Genomic DNA, 18,884 nt, shown 5'->3' with positions numbered 1-18,884 from the left:
GCGCGCGCTCAACCATCCTGGAACCTTAGAAATGTCGCAATCCTCTTTCTGGCGTGCAGCTGCCTTGTCCAGCCTCCTGCTTGGCAGTAGCGCAACGTGGGCCGGCGACGGCCATGACCATGGCGAAGCCGCTCCTGCCCCCGCAGCGGCCGCGCTTCCGCGCTTTGCCGCAGTTTCCGATGACTTCGAACTGGTGGGTGTGCTGAACGGCCAGCGTCTCACACTCTACCTCGACCATGCTGCCGACAACCGGCCGGTGACCGATGGCGAGCTGACCCTCGAGCTGGGTGGTCAACAGGTAAAGGTCAGCTCACACGGGGTTGGAGAGTTCGAGGCCGATCTGACTGAGCCGCTATCCGATGGCGAGACCTCAATCATGGCCACTATTACTGCGCAGGGCCAATCGGACCTGTTGACGGGCGTTCTCGATGTTCATAGCGAAGACGCCGAACACGAGCATGCCGTCGCATCCGGCCGTGTGGTCGTACTAGGTGGCGGTGCCGCAGTCCTCGGCGTCGGTGTCCTAGCGTGGGCGCTGCGCAGACGTACACGCACCAACGGTGCACTGCGAGGTGCAGCATGAAGCGCAACTTCCGTTTCCTAATGACGACGGCCATGGCGGCTGCATTGGCTCTGGCTGCTCCCGCGTTCGCTCACGACGGCCATGACCACGGCGACGAAGCGCCGGCTGCGTCTTCCAATGGCCCCCAGCGCCAGCCTGATGGCAGCGTGTTTCTTCCGAAACCGTCGCAACGTCAGATCGGTGTACGCACCCAGCTGATCAAGCAGGAGCCCTTGGCCCGCAGCCATGAACTGGCTGGCAAAGTAATCATGGACCCGACGACAGGCGGCAAGGTCCAGGCAATGGTAATGGGCCGGCTGGTGCCCGGGCCGGATGGTCTGCCGCAGATCGGCCAATCCGTGCGCAAGGGCCAGGTGCTGGCTTACATCGAACCGGCCAGCGGTGTGCTGGAGCGCTCAGGCCAGATGGCCCAGGTTGCCGAGCTGCGTGCGGGCCAAGCGCTCGCGCAGAAGCGCTTGGCCCGGCTGCGCGAGCTGTCGGAGACCGTGCCCCGCAAGGAGATCGAAGCAGCCGAAAGCGAAGTGAACAGCCTGACCGAACGCGCCCGCGCCTTGAGCGGGGGCCTCGCCGGCAGGGACGTACTGAAGGCCCCAGTCAGCGGCGTCATCGCATCCAGCCCCGCAGTTGCCGGGCAGGTCGTGGATGCGCGCGAACTGGTGTTTGAGGTGGTCGATCCGACCCAACTGCGCATCGAGGCGCTTGCCTACGATCCGGCAATGGCACAGAACCTGGCCGGTGCTGCACTCGCAGTAGGCGGTCAGAAGGTGCCGCTGAGCTTCGTCGGTGCCGCCAGCAGCCTGCGCGAGCAGGCCCTGCCCATGCTGTTCAAGGGCACCAGCGAAAGCCTCTCGCGCTTGGCGGTCGGTATGCCGGTGGTGGTCTTCGTGCAAGAGGCGACGACGGTACCTGGCTACCGCGTGCCTTCCGGTGCGCTGATGAAGAACCCTGCCAACCAGAACATCGTCTGGGTCAAAGACCAGGCCGAGCGCTTCGAGCCGCGTGTCGTGAACATCACTCCTTTGGATGGTGCATCCATCGCTGTCACTTCGGGCCTGGCGGACGGCGACCGCGTGGTTGTCGAGGGCGCGTCCCTGATCAATCAAGTTCGTTGAGGGGCACCATTCCATGTTCAAGTGGCTTCTCGAAAATAGCTTACGAAACCGGCTCCTGGTCATCATCGGGGCGCTGGTGCTGATGGCGTATGGCGCGTTCACCCTGACGCGCACGCCGGTAGATGTCTTTCCCGATCTCAACAAGCCGACCGTCACTCTCATGACGGAGGCTGGCGGCATGGCTGCCGAAGAAGTCGAGCAACTCATCACGTTCCCGCTCGAAACGGCCATGAACGGCCTGCCCAGCGTCGAAAGCGTGCGCTCGGTCTCCAGCGCCGGGCTTTCCTTCATCTACGTGACATTTGACTGGAAGACCGACATCTTCCGGGCGCGCCAGATGGTCTCCGAACGCCTGACGTCCATGGAGGAAGGGCTAGCCCCGGGCGTGACGCCCACTATGGGGCCAATCAGCTCAGTGATGGGCGAGATCATGCAGATTGCAATCCCCATCGGTGCCAAGCCCTCAGGGCAGAAGAACGCAGCCCCGCCGCTGTCGGCCATGGACACTCGCGAGTACGCGGACTGGGTGCTACGCCCCCGGCTGATGGCCATACCTGGTGTTGCCCAAGTCATCCCGATCGGAGGCGAGGTCCGTCAGTTCCAGGTCCAGCCCAACACCACGCGAATGTCAGAGCTGGGCGTGACTGCGTCCGATCTGGATGCGGCTCTCAAGGGCTTCTCCGCGAACACTTCCGGCGGCTTCCTGGAGATCAATGGCCGCGAGTACCTGATCCGCAACCTGGGCCGCACGTCCCGACTCGACGACCTGCGTAACCTGCCTCTCGCGGTGCGTGCGGGCCAACCCATCCTGCTCCACCAGGTCGCCGATGTTCAGTTTGCGCCAGCCATCAAGCGCGGCGATGCGGGCTTCGAGGGCCTGCCAGCCGTGATCCTGGGCATCCAAAAGCAGCCCACGGCCGATACGATTGCACTGACCCGCTCGATCGAGTCAGCGTTGGCGGACATGAAGGGCTCACTGCCGGCTGGCATGGCCGAGCCACAGGTGACCTTCCGACAAGCCAACTTCATCGAGGCGTCCATCAGCACGCTGCAAGGCAAGCTCATCGGCGCATCGGTCTTCGTGGCGGTGATCCTGTTCTTCTTCCTGGGCACTTTGCGCCCCCTGGTGATCGCGTTGACCGCGATTCCTGCCTCGATCTTCGTGACCGGGCTGGTGTTCCACTATTTCGGCCTATCAATCAACACCATGACGCTCGGTGGGCTGGCGATCGCCATCGGCGGTCTCGTGGACGATGCTGTGGTCGATGTGGAGAACATCATGCGGCGGCTCAAGGAGGACCGCACCCGCCACCCTGAGAACCGGCTGACGCCCCTGGTCATCGTTGCCAGGGCCTCGATGGAGGTTCGCTCGGCGATTCTCTACGCCACGATGATCATTGTGCTGGTGTTCCTGCCCCTGTTCGCGCTGCCGGGGATGGAGGGGCGCTTGTTCGTGCCGCTGGGCATCGCCTTCATCGTCTCCACGCTGGCCTCGCTGCTGGTCTCTGTGACGGTCACTCCGGTGCTTTCGTACTACCTGCTGCCCAAGATGAGGACGCTGGACCATGGCGACACTCGGCTTCTAGCCTGGTTGAAGACGCGCTATCAGGGCGGCCTGCAGCGGGTCTTGCAGCGGCCGCGTGCCGCCCTTGGCATGGCCGCTGTGGCTGTCACACTGGCTGTCGCCGCGGTGCCATTCTTCCCGACCACGTTCCTGCCCCCGTTCAATGAAGGAACGTTGCTGGTGGGCCTGCGCCTGAATCCCGGTGTGACGCTGGCCGAATCTTCGGCGCTTGCCCAGCAAGCCGAGCTGCTGGTCGCGCAGGTGCCAGAGGTGCAGCACGTGGGCCGGCGCAGCGGACGGGCCGAGCTGGACGAGCATGCCGAAGGCGTGCATGTCAGCGAGCTGGACGTGGGCCTGCTGCCCGCCTCGGAGCTAAAGCGCTCCATGGAGGAGATCACCGCCGACATCCGTTCGCGTCTGGCTCACTTGCCCGGCTCCATCGGCATTGGCCAGCCGATCTCGCACCGCATCGACCACATGTTGTCGGGGGTGCGCTCGCAGATCGCCATCAAGGTGTTCGGCGAGGACCTGGACGTCCTGCGCGGGCAGGCGGATCTGCTGCGCGCCAAGCTGGCCGGAATTCCGGGGCTTGCTGACCTGGAGATCGAAAAGCAGGTCCTAGCGCCGCAGATCAAAATCCGCGTGGATTATGCGGCGGCGGGACGCTACGGCGTGGCCGCACCGCAAATTCTGTCCACGCTGCAAAGCCTGGTCGAAGGCGAAAAGATCACCGAGGTCATCGAGGGCAACCGCCGCTTCGCGCTGGTGGTTCGCCTGCCCGAGCAGGCGCGGTCGATTGAGGGCTTGAGCCGCATCCTCATCGACACGCCCATGGGTCGGGTCCCGTTGTCGCGCCTTGCCACCATCGAAGACAGCGACGGCCCCAACCAGGTCAGCCGCGACGATGGCCGTCGACGCATAGTTTTGTCGGCCAACGCTCAGGGACGGCCGCTGTCCGAAGTAGTGGCCGACATACGCAGCGTCGTCCAAGAAGTGCGCTTGCCCGAAGGCTACTTCATCACGCTGGGCGGCCAGTTCCAGGCACAAGAGGAAGCCTCGCGACTGGTGGGCCTGCTGTCCATCGTCTCCCTGACGCTCATGTTCGTGGTGTTGTACACGCGCTACAAGTCGGTCGTCCTATCAGCGCTCATCATGGTGAACATTCCATTGGCCCTGGTCGGCGCCGTGTTGGGGCTGTGGCTGTCTGGCCAGCCGTTGTCCGTGGCCGCCCTGGTCGGCTTCATCACGCTCGCGGGTATTTCTGTGCGCAACGGCATCCTGAAGGTGAGCCACTACCTCAACCTCATGCGCATGGAGGGCGAGGACTTCGACCAGAAGATGATCGTGCGTGGCTCGCTCGAACGGCTTTCCCCGGTTCTGATGACCGCGCTGGTCACGGCCTTCGCGCTGGCCCCGCTGCTGTTCGAGGCGTCCCGACCCGGTACTGAGATCCTGCACCCCGTCGCGGTGGTGATCTTCTCGGGGCTGGTCAGCTCCACGCTGCTAGACACCTTCCTTACACCCGCCATGTTCTGGCTGTTCGGCCGCAAGCCTGCCGAACGCCTGCTGGACGACCGCGACGCGGAGGCATTCTGATGCAACGCCTTCTGTCACCCGATTTCAACCACCGTAACCCTATAGGAGCTTTCATGTCTGTTCGATTTCGTTCCCTCACGGCCGGCACCGCCCTCGCCCTGGCATCCGTCACCGCCTTCGCCGCAGGCGACCATGACCACGCGCATGACCACAAGCCGCTGCATGGTGGCGTCGTGACCGAAGTCCGGGACGTGGACTACGAGTTGGTCGTTCAGCCCGCAGCAGCGCAACTCTACCTGCGCGACCACGGCAAGCAGGTCAATGTAAGCAACACCAAAGCCAAGCTCACACTGTTGACCGGCTCACAAAAGCAGGAGGTGCAACTCACGCCTGCCGCGGACGGAAGCCGCCTCGAAGGCAGCGGGACCTTCGCCGCAGCCAAGGGCACGAAGGCCGTCGTCCAAGTCGAACGTGGGGGCAATACCGCGAGCGCCCGGTTCGTTCTGCCGTAGTGTTCAACGTGATCGTCAGGGAACGAGCTGTAATCTGGCGACCACCTGACAAAAGGCGCGACATAGGCGCTCACTATTTCCTCAAAAACTTTGGAGATGTAAATCATGGAAATGCATTTCGACGTCATTGTTATCGGTGCCGGCCCAGGCGGATACATCGCGGCCATTCGCGCTGCCCAATTAGGCATGAAGGTCGCTTGTGTAGATGCCTGGAAGAACAAGGACGGAAAGCCAGCACCTGGCGGCACCTGCAACAACATCGGTTGTATCCCTTCGAAAGCGCTACTGCAGTCGTCAGAGAACTTTGAACAAGCCAAGCACCACTTTGGCACGCACGGCATCTCCACGGGTGATCTGCGCATGGATGTGACCACGATGTTGGAACGTAAGAATCAGGTCGTGAAGTCCAGCAACGAAGGCATCCTTTATCTGTTCCGCAAAAACAAGGTCCAGTTTTTCAACGGCCTGGCGTCTTTCACCAGGACTGTCGATGGTGGCTTCGAGGTGAGCGTCGCCGCCGATGAGGCTGTTACCTTGGTGGGCAAGCAGATCATCGTTGCCACAGGCTCCAACGTGCGGCCACTCCCCAACCTACCGTTCGATGAGCGGGTCGTGCTCTCCAACGACGGCGCGCTGGACATCGCGGCCGTGCCCGATCGGTTGGCCGTCATCGGTGCCGGCGTGATCGGCCTGGAGCTGGGCTCCGTTTGGCGCCGCCTGGGGGCGGATGTCACGATCCTCGAAGGCTTGCCCAGCTTCCTGCCAATCGTCGACCAAGCCATCGCCAAGGAGGCGAAGAAGGCGTTCGACAAGCAAGGCCTGAAGATCGAACTAGGTGCGAAGGTTCGCGAAGTCAATGCAACCGAGGCTGGCGTGACTATTCACTACACCGACAGCCAGGGCCAGACGCAGTCCTTGCAGGCAGACAAAGTGATCGTGGCTATCGGCCGTGTGCCCAACACCGAAGGCCTGAATCCGGCCGCCGTGGGACTCCAACTGGATGAGCGCGGCGCCGTGCTGGTGGACGATGAATGCCGCACCAGTGTGCCCGGCATCTGGGCCATCGGTGACGTGGTGCGTGGCCCGATGTTGGCGCACAAGGCGGAAGAGGAAGGTGTCGCAGTGGCCGAGCGCATTGCCGGCCAGCACGGTCACGTCGATTTCAATACGATCCCCAACGTCATCTACACCAGCCCAGAGATTGCCTGGGTAGGCCGCACCGAGCAGCAGCTCAAAGAGCAGGGCACCGCCTATCGAATCGGTTCCTTCCCGTTCATGGCCAATGGCCGCGCGCGTGCGCTGGGCGACACGCCGGGCCTCGTCAAGGTGATCGCCGATCCTGCCACTGATGAGATACTCGGCGTGCATGTGGTCGGCCCGCAGGCCAGTGAACTGGTGGCCGAGGCCGTGATCGCCATGGCGTTCAAGGCCAGCAGCGAAGACATCGCCCGCATCTGCTTTGCCCATCCGACCCTCTCCGAGACGTTCAAAGAGGCCTCGCTGGCCGTGGACAAGCGCGCGCTCAACTTCTGATTGATCGGAAGCGGCATCCAAACCACCTCACCGAACGCAGCTGCGGGCGGTGGGGCGCATATCGCCATGGAACGTAGGCCACGCCGCAACGGCATGCTATGCCCAACAGTTACTCGTCGTTGTGGTCTTCCGCGATGTGGGTGGCCATATCCAGCAGCACCTGGTTCACGTGCTTGTCCGCCACCTCATAGAAGATCTGTTTGGCTTGGCGCACGCCCTTGACCAGGCGAGCACCGCGCAGCAGCCGCAGGTGGTGGCTCACCAGCGACTGCGAGAGTTCGAGGGTTTCAGCGATGTCCCCGACCGAGGAAGAGCCTTTCATGCAGCACAGCATGATTCTCAGCCGGGACGGGTCACCCAGGAGGCGGAATGTCTCAGCCAAGATGGTCACGTCATTCTGTGACAGCGATTCCAAATCGGCGCTGGGACCCTTCGGTGGGGTACTGAATGGCTTACTTGTATTCATTTTTAAAATATTTCCTAACCTCGAATGGCTGTTTTCGCCCTTCAGAATTAACAAGGCAGCGGCCGCTTAGGCGCGCGCAGCAAAGAACCAGTGCGAGCCTGGCAGGCAAGGCCTCCGTTCCCCGTGCACCGGGTCATTTCTGAAACCTGACAGCATCCGAAAAAGCGCTTGACCTTCCCACGATGGTAAACCCTAAGCTCCCTCCATGTCGAATTTCAACTATGGGAAGCACACCATGAGCATGGCAACAACGAGTAGTGCTGGCGCCCAAGCAGCGGCAATCAGCCTGCCCATCGAGGGCATGACCTGCGCAAGCTGTGTCGGCCGAGTCGAGGCCGCCCTTGCCAAGGTCGAGGGCGTGGCAAGCGTGTCTGTCAATCTCGCCACCGAGCGAGCGGACATTCGCCTGAACCGTCCTGTCGATCGCATGGCGCTGATCCAGGCGATCGAGAAGGTAGGGTACGACGTGCCTCAGGGCACCATCGAGCTGGCGATCGGAGGCATGACCTGCGCTTCGTGCGTGGGCCGCGTCGAGAAGGCGCTCAAGGCGGTGCCGGGCGTCACTGAGGCTGTGGTCAATCTGGCGACCGAGCGCGCTACCGTGCGTGGCGTAGCATCCGTGCAGGATCTGATTGCTGCTGTCGATAAGGTCGGCTACGAGGCCAGCCCGGTCGATACAGGCATGCAGGCCGACGAGGAAGCTGCCGAGAAAAAGGACGCCGAGCGCGCCGAACTCAAGCGCGACCTGACCCTGGCCGCCGTGCTGGCGCTGCCTGTGTTCGTGCTCGAAATGGGCTCGCACATGATTCCCGGCATGCACGAGTGGGTGGCTTCCACCATTGGCATCCAGCAGAGCTGGTATCTGCAGTTCGTGCTGACCCTGCTGGTGCTCGCCATTCCGGGCTGGCGCTTCTATGAGAAGGGCTTCCCGGCGCTGTTCCGCCTGGGTCCCGACATGAACTCGCTGGTCGCGGTCGGCACGGCCGCGGCCTTCGGTTATTCGATGGTCGCCACGTTCGCGCCCAGTCTGCTGCCGGCCGGCACGGTGAACGTGTACTACGAGGCGGCAGCCGTCATCGTGGCGCTGATCCTGCTGGGCCGCTTTCTTGAGGCACGGGCCAAGGGCCGCACCTCCGAGGCCATCAAGCGCCTGATCGGCCTGCAGGCCAAGGAGGCGCACGTGCTGCGCGACGGCCGCATCGTGGACATCCCGATCAACGACGTGGCGCAGGGCGACATCGTGGAAGTGCGCCCCGGCGAGCGCGTGCCGGTCGATGGTGAAGTGACCGAGGGCCGCAGCTTCGTGGACGAGTCGATGATCACCGGCGAGCCGATTCCCGTCGAAAAGGCGGAAGGCAGCACCGTGGTCGGCGGCACCGTCAACCAGAAGGGTGCGCTGACGCTGCGTGCCACCGCCGTGGGCGGTCAGACCATGCTGGCGCAGATCATCCGCATGGTCGAGCAGGCGCAAGGTTCCAAGCTGCCGATCCAGGCCGTGGTGGACAAGGTGACGCTGTGGTTCGTGCCCGCCGTCATGCTGGCCGCGGTGCTGACCTTCCTGGTCTGGCTGGTGTTCGGCCCGTCGCCCGCGCTGTCCTTCGCGCTGGTCAATGCCGTGGCGGTGCTGATCATTGCCTGCCCTTGCGCCATGGGTTTGGCGACGCCGACCTCCATCATGGTCGGCACGGGCCGGGGCGCCGAGATGGGCGTGCTGTTCCGCAAGGGTGAAGCCCTGCAACTGCTCAAGGACGCCAAGGTGGTGGCCGTGGACAAGACCGGCACGCTGACCGAGGGCCGCCCGGTCCTGACCGACCTGGAGATTGCCGACGGCTTTGACCGCAACCAGGTGCTGGCGAAGGTCGCCGCTGTCGAATCGCGCTCGGAGCATCCGATCGCACGCGCCATCGTCGAGTCGGCCGTGGAAGGTGGCATCGCGCTGCCGACGATGACAGACTTCGATTCGGTCACGGGCATGGGCGTGCGCGCCACCGTGGACGGCGCGCGTGTCGAGGTCGGTGCCGATCGCTTCATGCGTGAGCTGGGGTTGGACGTGGGCAGCTTCGCTCGCACGGCCGAGCGCCTGGGCAACGAGGGCAAGTCACCGCTGTACGCCGCGATCGACGGCCGGCTGGCCGCCATCATCGCGGTGGCCGATCCGATCAAGTCCAGCACGCCCGCGGCCATTGCCGCGTTGCACCAGCTCGGCCTGAAGGTGGCGATGATCACCGGCGACAACGCGCGTACCGCGCAGGCCATCGCCAAGCAACTGGGCATCGACGAGGTGGTGGCCGAAGTGCTGCCCGAGGGCAAGGTCGAAGCCGTGCGCCGGCTGAAAGCCAGCCACGGCCAGATCGCCTACGTGGGCGACGGCATCAACGACGCCCCGGCGCTGGCCGAGGCCGACGTGGGCCTGGCCATCGGCACCGGCACCGACGTGGCGGTGGAGTCGGCCGACGTAGTGCTGATGTCGGGCAACCTGCAGGGCGTGCCCAACGCCATCGCGCTGTCCAAGGCGACCATCGGCAACATCCGCCAGAACCTGTTCTGGGCGTTTGGCTACAACACGGCCCTGATCCCGGTGGCCGCTGGCGTCCTGTACCCCGCATACGGTGTGCTGTTGTCGCCGATCTTCGCGGCTGGCGCGATGGCGCTGTCCAGCGTGTTCGTGCTCGGCAACGCGCTGCGCCTGCGCCGCTTCCAGCCGCCGCTGGCGGCGGATACCGCTCATTGAGAAAGGAGGAACACCATGAACATCGGTGAAGCATCCAAGGCCTCGAAGGTCTCGGCCAAAATGATCCGCTACTACGAGCAAATCGGTCTGATCCCTCCGGCTGACCGCACCGATTCGGGCTACCGCGCCTATACCCAGGACGACGTTCACCGGTTGCATTTCATCCGGCGTTCGCGCGACCTCGGCTTCTCGGTGGCCGAGATCACGGACTTGCTGGGACTGTGGAATGACAAGTCGCGCCAGAGTGCTGATGTAAAGCGTCTGGCCCAGCAACACATCGACGAGTTGGACCGGCGCATCGAGAGCATGCTGGAGATGGCCGCGACGCTCAAGGCGCTGATCCGGTGTTGCGCCGGCGACGAACGGCCCGACTGCCCGATCCTGCACACGCTGGAGCAGCCCGATATCAGTGACAACAAGCCCGAAGCGCGCACTGGCGCAGTGCCGCGCCGCGCGCGAGCCAACGCAGCAGGAAAAAAGCCGTGTGCGCACTGAGCAGCCAGGAGAGATATGCCCAAAATCACCGTCTTGCCCCATCCTGAACTGGCGCCTGAGGGAGCCGAACTGAACGTGCCAGCAGGCACTTCGATCTGCGAGGCCCTGCTGGACAACGGCATCGAGATCGAGCATGCCTGCGACATGAGCTGTGCCTGCACGACCTGTCACTGCATCGTGCGCAAGGGGTTCGATTCTCTAAACGAAGTCGAGGAATGCGAGGACGATCTGCTCGACCGGGCCTGGGGACTGGAGGCGCAGTCGCGGCTGAGCTGCCAGGCCATCGTTGCGACCGAAGACCTGACCGTCGAGATCCCCAAGTACACGATCAACCATGCCAAGGAGAACCACTAGGAGCCTGCGTGCTGCCTCAGGCGCACCGGCCTGCGGCAGGGTTGCTCTGGCAGATGGAGGACTGACGGCATTGCCGCCAGATAACCAACCCGTGGGCCAGACCAACCCGCGAGCCAGGTGTCTACACTCCCTTTGCACGGTCGTCGGTTAGGCTGGAAAGGTCATCAACGTCCTTAAATCCGTGACGGCCGGCCCATGGAAAGTCCCACAGGAGAAGTCCTGCATGTCTGCGCCCAAGCTAGCCACGCTCTACCGAATGGTCATGCCCGGCCATACCTGCCCCTACGGGCTGAAGTCGCTCGATCTGCTCAACCGCAAGGGCTACGAGGTCGAGGACAAACACTTGGCAAGCCGCGAGCAGACGGATGCGTTCAAGAAGGAGCATGGCATCGAGACCACGCCCCAGGTCTTCATAAACGGGCGGCGCGTGGGCGGCTACGACGACCTACGCAAATTCTTCGGCATGTCCGTGAAGGACAAGAACGCCGTGACCTAGACCCCTGTGATCGCGCTGTTCGCCACGGCGGCCGCAATGGCGCTGGCGGCGAGCTGGGCGGCCTTCGGCCAAGTCTAGAGCATTCAGGCGGCAGAGTGGTTCGTGGCCTTTGCCATGTGCCTCCTGGCGCTGCAGAAGCTCAAGGACGTGGACGGCTTCGCGACGACCTGCTGGCCAAGCGCTGGGTTCGGTATGCCTATTTCTACCCGTTCGCGGAGGCCATCGCAGGCGTCCAGATGGTCGCGGGCGTGGGGATGTGGGTGTCGATTCCGTTGGCGCTGTTCATCGGGACCGTCGGGGCCGTGTCGGTTTTCAAGGCGGTCTATGTCGATCGCCGGGAACTCAAGTGCGCCTGCGTGGGCGGGGACAGCAACGTGCCGCTGGGCTTCGTGTCCCTGACCGAGAACCTGATGATGGTGGCGATGGCCCTGTGGCCAAGGTCGGCCTACCTTGGGATGCACTGAGCGCCGCGCCAGGTACGGCGCAGCGCACGTGCTCGCATCGGCCGTCCTGTGTGCATGCCGGCCACGATGCGGTGTTACTGCGCGCGCGGCGGGAAGCCAGCTTCGCTCAGGGCCGCGGCGATCTGCTCTTGCGAGGCCGAGGTCTGGACCTCGACACGGCGGGTCGGCGGGTCCGTGACGATCTTGGCGTTGGGGTCGATCATTTGGATCGTTTTCGTCACAGTGCGGGCGCAGCCGCCGCAGGTCATGTCTTCGAGATGGAATTGCATGGAAAACTCCTTTCGGGTTGGGGTGTTTGAAGTGTGCTCCTTGCCACCGTTGGAAGGTCAATCGCTATTTGCATCCCCGCCACACCAACCGGCCGAATGCTCATAGGGGCAAGGCCGTGGTGCTCTTTACGCGATCCAGCACGAAGCTGGTCTTGCAGTCCTGCACGCTGGGGTGCTTGAGCAGCGTGTCGAGCACGAAGCGGGAGTAGTGAGCCATGTCCATGACGACCACCCGCAGCAGATAGTCCATGTCGCCGGTCAGCGCATGGCACTCCACAACCTCTGGCCAGTTCTGGACAGACGCGCGGAACACGTCCATGGGATTGCGCTTGTGCGAGTCGGAGTACTGGGCCGACTTCTACACGAAGTTCTTCAACTTCCAAGAGATCCGCTACTTCGACATCAACGGCGAGTACACCGGCCTAGCCTCCAAGGCGATGAGCGCGCCGGACGGCCTGATCCGCATCCCGCTGAACGAGGAAGCACGCCAGGGCGGCGGCCAGATTGAGGAATTCTTGATGCAGTTCAGCGGCGAGGGCATCCAGCACATCGCCCTGCTGTGCGACAACCTACTCGATGCGCTCGACCGCGTGCAGATGGCCGGTATCCCGCTGCTGACCGCCCCCAACGACATCTATTACGCAAACTTGGAAAAGCGCCTGCCCGGCCATGGCCAGCCCGTACCCGAGTTGCAGGCGCGCGGCATTCTGCTCGACGGCACGACCGAAGGCGGCCAGCCCCGCCTGCTGCTGCAGATATTCTCCGAGCCGCTGCTTGGCCCGGTGTTCTTCGAGTTCATCGAGCGCAAGGGCAACTACCGCGAGGGCTTCGGCGAAGGAAACTTCGGTGCCTTGTTCGAGTCGATGGAACGCGACCAGATCAACCGTGGCTCGTTGGAAATCAACCCGGCCTGATTTGGGCCTTTCCATGAAGGCAGAGCGCCTTCAGTCCTACATCTCGCGAGCCCCTCTGTGGGCTCGCGCTACTTTGGCGTCAGTACTGCCTTAGCCGCTCAAGCATTGAGCGGGTTGGCTTCGGCGTCACGTTCCGAAACAGTTGCTACCGCCCTTGACTTGAGTTAATACATGAACATATGTATTCTTATTCAGATACACCGATGGCCTTTTTCCTCGCCCTGAAGAGGGACCCAGCACTACGTCGCCCCCTCTAAGCGCACTTCGGCAGCAATGCGCCGTGGCCAACCCAATGACCAGGATTGCTGAAGGACGTGCCCATGGAACTTCGTCATTTGCGCTGCTTCGTGGCTCTCGCCGAAGAGCTGCATTTCACCCGTGCTGCGGAGCGCTTGCACATCGAGCAGCCGCCGCTGTCCCGCACGATCAAGGAATTGGAAGACGAACTGGGGGTGCTGCTCTTTGACCGCGATCGGCGGGGAACGCGGTTGACGCCAGCGGGCACCACCTTCCTTCAGGACATTCGCAGGCTGTTCACCAACCTGGAGCAGGCACGAGAAAACGTCAGGGCGATCGCCGCAGGCCTAAGAGGCAGCGTGCGCATCGCCATCTCCGATGGCGCCATCGACCCGCGGCTGTCTGCACTTCTTGCCCTGTGCCGCCAGGAGGAGCCGGAGATCGAAATACGGCTCTCCGAGGTCACCCTGGCGGAACAGTTGCGGGGACTGCGATCCGGCGACTTCGCGATCGGTTTCGCACACACCGCGGACGTCGGCGACGGACTGGTGACGGAGCCCATCTGGCAGGACCCGCTGGTGGTGACCGTGCCGATCCGGCACCCGTTGCTGGCCCACAAGGAAGTGTCGCTACGTGAACTCGTGAGTTACCCGCTGGTGATGTGCGATCCGCAGCTTTGCGAGGGCTACTGCCGCGAATTGACCCGGCTGCTACATCCCCTGGAGCGCGAGTCCACCATCGTTGAGCATGTCTCGTCGCTGGACATGATGCTCACATTGGTCGGAGCTGGTTACGGCATCGGCTTCGCAACGGCGACCCGAATCGCGGCGTGTCAACGTCCCGACGTGGTGATCCGGCCGTTGGCGCTCGATTCGGCCGTCATCATCACCTACCTGCTTCGGCCCGAAGGCGGTAGCGGACTATCCGCACCCGTAGAGCGCTTCATCGAGCGTTTGCGTTCGCCAAAGAGCGATTAGCTACGACGCCTGCGCCACATCCGGCGTCACGCATCGCCCTGAAGGTAGAGGTTGCGCTCCGTGGCCGTCATCAGTTCGGCCGAGCTGATCTTGAGAGCCAGGGAAATTTTTAGAATGAGAGCGAGTGTCGGCATGTGCTCGCCGCGCTCAATCTTGCCCATGTGCGAGCGCGCGATCCCCGCCAAGCCCGCGAACTCATCCTGAGCAATCCCCTGAGCCAGGCGAGCGGCTCGCACCGCTTGCCCGAACGCCAACGCCGGTGCGGACTCATAGGTGGTTACTCCGGCGGGCCGTCCAGGCCGAATAGTGCGCTTCTGCATTCGCAGAAGCGTCATGGAATCACTGATCTTTAACCACGTTAAAGATATCTCTTGAGTATGATGTCGGCTGCTCTTTTCGATCCCGTTGCCTCTTGGGGGCATCCATGCACAACGCCATCAGACCGTCCCCGAATTTCACACTCGCCATAGCGCCAGGTGTGCCGTCTTCACGGCTGTCGGCGCTGCTTGCACTGCAGCGAGCGCACGAGCCGGGTGTCGCGATCGCCGTGCGTGAAGTTTCGGATCAAGAGCTGGTAACGGGCCTGCATGAGGGCCGCTACGACGCGGGGCTATCTCTTAGCAGTGCGGGGGATCACCTGACGAGTAGCCGGAGGCTGTGGTGCGAAAGCATGGCCGTCGCGATACCACCGCGGTTCCGTTTGGTTGATCAGGCGAAGCTCACCATCTCCGATCTTCAGGACTATCCAATCTATCGCTGGCAGGCGGAGGCTTGTCCCTTGCTGGACGAGAGGTTGGCCTCCCTGATGCCAGTGGACCAAGAGAACATCCTGCCTGCAACTTCATTCGAGATGATGGCGCTGTGGGTTTCAGCCGGCTACGGCATCGGCGTATGCGCGCAATCGCGCATCGAGCGTGCCCATCAATGGGGGGTAAGCATGCGACCGCTCGCCGATGGCCCCTATGAGATCGTGACGTACCTCCAACGGCCCCACGCGCAAGCAGATTCTGCTGCCAAGCGTTTCGAGCGCAGGGCGCTGCAGATCGCCGAGGCAGGCGCCCTGTAGCAGGCACTCCTATAGGCCGGAGCCGTCTCATCCCGGCCATAGGTTGCAGCATGGGACTAGACCGGACTAGACCCCTTCAAGCACCGCTGCGCTGTCCACCAGTCGGCGGACGCTCTGCCGCACGTCCTCGGGGATGGGCCGCGGGGCAACGGCCTCGGGCACATCCGCATGGTGCTGGTAGTCGCCCATGAGAACCCGGATGATTGCGGGCACGTTCGTTGGCGTGACCGCATCAATGGCCGCACGATCACCCAGGTCGGGGTGAGGCTGGGTCAGCATGCGGTACAGGTCCCACGAATCGGCGTGCGGGCATTGGTTCATGAGCACTTGGGCCAGCTTGTGCTTGAGCGGCACCAGTTGCCAGTCGGGAACCCGCTGCCCCCGGTTGCCCAGGCTGATCGACAGCAGCTTGCCCGCCTTCAGCTCGCGGTTGATCTGGTCCTTGGACTTCCCGGCCAGCTTGCCGAACAGCGGGACCGGCAGATTGTTCGGCGACTCGTAGATGGCCAGCATTTCCTCGCGCTCGCGCTGGATCGCGGAGACTTCCGGCTCCGGGGCATGCACCGGAGGCGGCGGCACCTGCGACAGCCGCTGGAACATGATTCCGCCGCTGTTGGGGGTCACGACGATAGGCGTGGCCACCACGGGCGGCACGCCGGGGACAACAGGCTCAGCAGTCGTGGAGACCGCGCCCACCACTTCCTCCACTTCCGCCATTGCCGGCACCCCGTCGATACGGATGGTCAGATGCGCGCTCGCGGCTTCGACTTCACCCTGTTCGAGCAGGTCAAGACGGTCTGCCCAGTCCTGCATCATGCGACGCCGAGGCTCCACGTACTTGGCGTGGTTGTAGGCCGAACTCACCTTGTTGGGGTCGGAGTGCGAAAGCTGAGCGTCCACCCAAATCTTCGGGTATCCGATCTCGTTGAGCGCGGTCGAGATGGTGCCGCGGATGCCGTGGCCGGTCAGGCGCCCCTCGTAGCCCATGAGCTGCACGGCCTTGTTGAGGGTGTTCTCGCTGATGCGCTTCTTGAGTTCGCTGCGATGCGACAGCAGGTACTTCTGCGCTGGACGCATCACGCCCAGGAGATAGCGCACGATCTCGATGGCCTGCAGGGACAGGGGCACGATGTAGGGCGGCACGTCCTGCGGCCGCTTGCCGGCCTTGCGCATTTCGTCCTGGAGTTGCTTGACGACCTGCGGCGGGATGATCCACAAGCCGCGGTCGAGGTCGAATTGCTCAGGCTCGGCCAGGCGCAACTCGCCCGTGCGCACCCCCGTCAGGAACAGCAGCCGGACGCCAAGCTGGGTCTGCCAGCCCCGGGGGTTGTAGCGCCGGAGCTTCTGAAGGAACTCGGGCAGCTCGGGCAGGTGCAGATAGGGGTTGTGGGCCACCGGGGGCTTGGGCTCGGCCACCACGTCCAGGTCCGCGGCCGGATTGACTTCCAGCCCTTCGGCGATGACCAGGGCATAGCGGAACATCTGGTTGAACCAGGTGCGGACCTTCTCGGCGGTGGTGAACGCCTTGCGTTTCTCGATCGCCGCCACGACGCCCACGAGCTGGGGCCGTCGAATGTCGTAGATCGACATCTTCCCCAGGGTAGGCAGCACGTCCTTGTTGAAGATGCGCAGGATCTGCGAAAGCGTGCTCTGACGGCCTTCCTTGAGTTCCTTGCGGCGATGCTCGACCCAAGCATCGAAGACGTTCTTGAAGGTGTATTCGCCCGCCAGCTTGGCCGCGTGCCGGCGCTGGTCGCGTTCGATTTGGGGATCAATGCCCTTGGCGAGCAGAACCTGAGCCTTGTCCCGCTCGGCGCGGGCCTCGCGCAGACTGAGGGCGGGATAGCCACCCAGGGACATGCGCTTTTGCTTGCCCAGCCAGTAGTATCGGAAGATCCACGACTTGCCGCCTGCGGCAGAGACCATCAGGCCCAGGCAGTCGTTATCGGAGAGGGTGTAGCGCTTGCCGGTGGTTCTTGCCTGCCGGACTGTCAGATCAGAGAGTGCCATTTCGAGGCTCCTAAGTTATGACTTAGGCCTAATGCTCGTCATGGTTCCCGCTCAGCCCCAGCAACTATCCGGTAGCCGTCCCAACCGTATTCTTGTGCCTCAATTGGTCACTCAAAAACGGTAGCTGTGGGTGGATTTCCGTGGCGCTCGCTGGAATGAAAAAAGGGGCCAAAGCCCCTCTTTTCAACGACTTACAGACGTCAGTAGAAGTCTGTAGATCACTATCTGGAGCGGGAAACGAGACTCGAACTCGCGACCCCGACCTTGGCAAGGTCGTGCTCTACCAACTGAGCTATTCCCGCAATTTGGCGTCCCCTAGGGGACTCGAACCCCTGTTACCGCCGTGAAAGGGCGGTGTCCTAGGCCACTAGACGAAGGGGACACGCTGCTGGCATCGCTGCCTGCTTTCACTCCCTGCCGCGTTTCACTGTGTGCTTTACGCTGCAAGTGGCGCGCATTCTATGGATGCTTGATACAGGCGTCAACCCCTTTGTAGAAATTTATTTAAATCAATGACTTCCGGGTGGGTCGGGGTGCAGATGCGGGCTGGCTTGTCGATATAGAGAACGGGTTTGCCTGTGCCGCTATTCGCTCCGAGGCAAACTCACTACACTCAACGCTGTAATTCTTCTTCAATGAGGCATTAACGGTGACACCACTTCTGATCACCCTGCTCATCGTAGCGGGTATCGCGTTGCTGATCGTGATCGGCTACCTCAACAATGTGGTCGAGAACGGCAAGCTGGAGCGCGCCCGCCTGAAGATCGAACTGGCCGACCGCCTGCGCCGCTGCGGCGAAATCACCGAGACCTTCCCAGGCCAGTTCATGACCCCGGCGCTGAAGCTGCTGCTGACCCGCCTGGAGCTCAACCTCAACCAGCGCCAGCTGGCGGTGGACAAGCACAATGCCCAGTTGAAGGCACGCATGGCCGAACTGGAAGGGCTGATCGCCCTGGGTGAAAAGATCCCGGTGAACAACCCGCCCAACCCGATCCAGACCGAGGTCAAGGCCAAGGATGTGCGCTTCTTGCTGGAAGCACTGCACAACCAGGTGACCCGGGCCGCGCATGAGGGCTTCCTGCCTGCGCCGGAGGCCAAGCACTGGGTCAAGGAGATCCGCCACATTCTGGTGCTGCTGCATATCGAGTTCTTCAACAACCTCGGCCAGCAGGCCCTGCAGAAAGGCCAGCCAGGCCAAGCCCGCCTGGCATTTGAACGGGGGGTGCAGTACCTGCGCAAGCAGCCGGAGCCGAAGGTGTATGAAGAGCAGCTGACGTACCTGGAGAAACTGCTGGGCCGGGCCAACGCCCAGGTGCTGGACCAGATGGAACCGGCTGAGGACGAACACAACGAACTGACCCAGGGCCTCAAGACCGATGAGGACGAGACCTGGAAGAAGAAGGTGATGTACGACTGATCCGGAATTTGTTGTGGATTTGATGGCCCTATCGCCGGCAAGCCAGCTCCCACGGTGATCGCATCAGGGCTGACAGGTGTTTGCCTCAACGTATGCAGCGCCTGTTTGAGCTAGCGCCGCCCGCGCGGCGCATCGCGAGCTGCGCTCG

16 protein-coding genes, 2 tRNA genes and 2 pseudogenes are annotated in these 18,884 nt (G+C 63.0%); 13 read left to right on the top strand and 7 right to left on the bottom strand.

Going from position 1 to position 18,884, the window contains the following annotated elements:
* The first annotated feature begins 31 nt into the window (after window positions 1-31).
* The 5 genes from B3361_RS16855 to lpdA all read left to right on the top strand — a co-directional run bounded on the left by B3361_RS16855 (window position 32) and on the right by lpdA (window position 6,840).
* Window positions 32-583 (top strand): hypothetical protein, encoded by a 552-nt coding sequence (locus B3361_RS16855; protein WP_015912829.1) that lies wholly within the window; start codon window positions 32-34, stop codon window positions 581-583.
* Window positions 580-1,695, top strand: a complete 1,116-nt coding sequence (locus tag B3361_RS16850; RefSeq protein WP_003821159.1) for an efflux RND transporter periplasmic adaptor subunit — start codon at window positions 580-582, stop codon at window positions 1,693-1,695. Before B3361_RS16855 ends, B3361_RS16850 begins: the two co-directional genes overlap by 4 nt.
* Before the next feature lie 13 nt (window positions 1,696-1,708).
* On the top strand, window positions 1,709-4,855 hold the full coding sequence (locus tag B3361_RS16845; RefSeq protein ID WP_012614056.1) for an efflux RND transporter permease subunit: 3,147 nt from the start codon (window positions 1,709-1,711) through the stop codon (window positions 4,853-4,855).
* Window positions 4,856-4,908: 53 nt separating this feature from the next.
* Complete coding sequence (locus tag B3361_RS16840) at window positions 4,909-5,307, top strand: hypothetical protein (protein ID WP_015912828.1); 399 nt, start codon at window positions 4,909-4,911, stop codon at window positions 5,305-5,307.
* Window positions 5,308-5,412: 105 nt separating this feature from the next.
* A complete protein-coding gene (gene lpdA / locus B3361_RS16835; RefSeq protein ID WP_015912827.1) occupies window positions 5,413-6,840 on the top strand; it encodes a dihydrolipoyl dehydrogenase in 1,428 nt (475 codons plus the stop codon).
* Window positions 6,841-6,949: 109 nt separating this feature from the next.
* On the opposite strand, the gene B3361_RS16830 is transcribed toward lpdA, so the two are convergent.
* Window positions 6,950-7,306, bottom strand: a complete 357-nt coding sequence (locus tag B3361_RS16830; protein WP_015912826.1) for an ArsR/SmtB family transcription factor — start codon at window positions 7,304-7,306, stop codon at window positions 6,950-6,952.
* Window positions 7,307-7,541: 235 nt separating this feature from the next.
* Between B3361_RS16830 and B3361_RS16825 the strand changes: the two genes are divergently transcribed.
* From B3361_RS16825 to B3361_RS23935, 4 genes and pseudogenes are all read left to right on the top strand, one after another.
* Complete coding sequence (locus B3361_RS16825; RefSeq protein ID WP_017511447.1) at window positions 7,542-10,037, top strand: heavy metal translocating P-type ATPase; 2,496 nt, start codon at window positions 7,542-7,544, stop codon at window positions 10,035-10,037.
* A 15-nt stretch (window positions 10,038-10,052) separates the two neighbouring features.
* On the top strand, window positions 10,053-10,532 hold the full coding sequence (gene cueR, locus B3361_RS16820; RefSeq protein WP_012614052.1) for a Cu(I)-responsive transcriptional regulator: 480 nt from the start codon (window positions 10,053-10,055) through the stop codon (window positions 10,530-10,532).
* A 15-nt stretch (window positions 10,533-10,547) separates the two neighbouring features.
* Window positions 10,548-10,886, top strand: a complete 339-nt coding sequence (fdx, locus tag B3361_RS16815) for an ISC system 2Fe-2S type ferredoxin (RefSeq protein WP_012614051.1) — start codon at window positions 10,548-10,550, stop codon at window positions 10,884-10,886.
* Between the two features lie 223 nt (window positions 10,887-11,109).
* A pseudogene (locus B3361_RS23935) lies at window positions 11,110-11,846 on the top strand (MauE/DoxX family redox-associated membrane protein).
* A gap of 74 nt (window positions 11,847-11,920) precedes the next feature.
* Here B3361_RS23935 and B3361_RS16800 read toward each other — a convergent pair.
* Complete coding sequence (locus tag B3361_RS16800; RefSeq protein WP_012614049.1) at window positions 11,921-12,115, bottom strand: heavy-metal-associated domain-containing protein; 195 nt, start codon at window positions 12,113-12,115, stop codon at window positions 11,921-11,923.
* 100 nt (window positions 12,116-12,215) lie between these two features.
* Window positions 12,216-12,434: an Lrp/AsnC ligand binding domain-containing protein gene (locus B3361_RS16795; RefSeq protein ID WP_017511446.1), complete on the bottom strand. Its 219-nt coding sequence runs from the start codon at window positions 12,432-12,434 to the stop codon at window positions 12,216-12,218.
* Window positions 12,435-12,459: 25 nt separating this feature from the next.
* On the opposite strand from B3361_RS16795, the pseudogene B3361_RS16790 reads away from it, so the two are divergent.
* A pseudogene (locus tag B3361_RS16790) lies at window positions 12,460-13,029 on the top strand (4-hydroxyphenylpyruvate dioxygenase family protein); the annotation flags it as partial.
* Window positions 13,030-13,349: 320 nt separating this feature from the next.
* Window positions 13,350-14,243 (top strand): LysR family transcriptional regulator, encoded by an 894-nt coding sequence (locus tag B3361_RS16785; protein ID WP_012614048.1) that lies wholly within the window; start codon window positions 13,350-13,352, stop codon window positions 14,241-14,243.
* 26 nt (window positions 14,244-14,269) lie between these two features.
* On the opposite strand, the gene B3361_RS16780 is transcribed toward B3361_RS16785, so the two are convergent.
* Window positions 14,270-14,563: a helix-turn-helix domain-containing protein gene (locus B3361_RS16780; protein ID WP_024082527.1), complete on the bottom strand. Its 294-nt coding sequence runs from the start codon at window positions 14,561-14,563 to the stop codon at window positions 14,270-14,272.
* Between the two features lie 104 nt (window positions 14,564-14,667).
* Between B3361_RS16780 and B3361_RS16775 the strand changes: the two genes are divergently transcribed.
* A complete protein-coding gene (locus B3361_RS16775; RefSeq protein WP_012614047.1) occupies window positions 14,668-15,309 on the top strand; it encodes a substrate-binding domain-containing protein in 642 nt (213 codons plus the stop codon).
* A 66-nt stretch (window positions 15,310-15,375) separates the two neighbouring features.
* On the opposite strand, the gene B3361_RS16770 is transcribed toward B3361_RS16775, so the two are convergent.
* From B3361_RS16770 to B3361_RS16760, 3 genes are all read right to left on the bottom strand, one after another.
* The gene (locus B3361_RS16770) at window positions 15,376-17,319 is read right to left on the bottom strand and encodes a tyrosine-type recombinase/integrase (RefSeq protein WP_012614046.1); all 1,944 of its coding nucleotides are present in this window, start codon (window positions 17,317-17,319) and stop codon (window positions 15,376-15,378) included.
* 226 nt (window positions 17,320-17,545) lie between these two features.
* Window positions 17,546-17,621: transfer RNA gene (locus B3361_RS16765), tRNA-Gly, on the bottom strand.
* A 4-nt stretch (window positions 17,622-17,625) separates the two neighbouring features.
* Window positions 17,626-17,701: transfer RNA gene (locus B3361_RS16760), tRNA-Glu, on the bottom strand.
* 267 nt (window positions 17,702-17,968) lie between these two features.
* Here B3361_RS16760 and B3361_RS16755 point away from each other — a divergent pair.
* Entirely contained in the window at window positions 17,969-18,736 is a 768-nt protein-coding gene (locus B3361_RS16755; RefSeq protein ID WP_009683625.1) for a hypothetical protein, read from the top strand.
* Window positions 18,737-18,884: the final 148 nt, after the last annotated feature.

The organism is Pseudomonas sp. UBA6699 (genome assembly GCF_002454615.1).
Lineage (GTDB): Bacteria > Pseudomonadota > Gammaproteobacteria > Pseudomonadales > Pseudomonadaceae > Aquipseudomonas > Aquipseudomonas juntendi.
The sequence above is the reverse complement of the archived record's forward strand: the minus strand, read 5'-3'. Positions and strand labels throughout refer to the sequence as shown.

Bases quoted from the DNA above. Each gene is read 5' to 3' on its own strand.
- B3361_RS16855 (WP_015912829.1), top strand. From the start codon at position 32: ATGTCGCAATCCTCTTTCTGGCGTGCAGCTGCCTTGTCCAGCCTCCTG.
- B3361_RS16795 (WP_017511446.1), bottom strand. From the start codon at position 12,434: ATGGACGTGTTCCGCGCGTCTGTCCAGAACTGGCCAGAGGTTGTGGAG.
- lpdA (WP_015912827.1), top strand. From the start codon at position 5,413: ATGGAAATGCATTTCGACGTCATTGTTATCGGTGCCGGCCCAGGCGGA.
- B3361_RS16800 (WP_012614049.1), bottom strand. From the start codon at position 12,115: ATGCAATTCCATCTCGAAGACATGACCTGCGGCGGCTGCGCCCGCACT.
- B3361_RS16825 (WP_017511447.1), top strand. From the start codon at position 7,542: ATGAGCATGGCAACAACGAGTAGTGCTGGCGCCCAAGCAGCGGCAATC.
- B3361_RS16780 (WP_024082527.1), bottom strand. From the start codon at position 14,563: ATGCAGAAGCGCACTATTCGGCCTGGACGGCCCGCCGGAGTAACCACC.
- B3361_RS16830 (WP_015912826.1), bottom strand. From the start codon at position 7,306: ATGAATACAAGTAAGCCATTCAGTACCCCACCGAAGGGTCCCAGCGCC.
- fdx (WP_012614051.1), top strand. From the start codon at position 10,548: ATGCCCAAAATCACCGTCTTGCCCCATCCTGAACTGGCGCCTGAGGGA.
- B3361_RS16845 (WP_012614056.1), top strand. From the start codon at position 1,709: ATGTTCAAGTGGCTTCTCGAAAATAGCTTACGAAACCGGCTCCTGGTC.
- B3361_RS16770 (WP_012614046.1), bottom strand. From the start codon at position 17,319: ATGGCACTCTCTGATCTGACAGTCCGGCAGGCAAGAACCACCGGCAAG.
- B3361_RS16840 (WP_015912828.1), top strand. From the start codon at position 4,909: ATGTCTGTTCGATTTCGTTCCCTCACGGCCGGCACCGCCCTCGCCCTG.
- cueR (WP_012614052.1), top strand. From the start codon at position 10,053: ATGAACATCGGTGAAGCATCCAAGGCCTCGAAGGTCTCGGCCAAAATG.
- B3361_RS16775 (WP_012614047.1), top strand. From the start codon at position 14,668: ATGCACAACGCCATCAGACCGTCCCCGAATTTCACACTCGCCATAGCG.
- B3361_RS16850 (WP_003821159.1), top strand. From the start codon at position 580: ATGAAGCGCAACTTCCGTTTCCTAATGACGACGGCCATGGCGGCTGCA.
- B3361_RS16785 (WP_012614048.1), top strand. From the start codon at position 13,350: ATGGAACTTCGTCATTTGCGCTGCTTCGTGGCTCTCGCCGAAGAGCTG.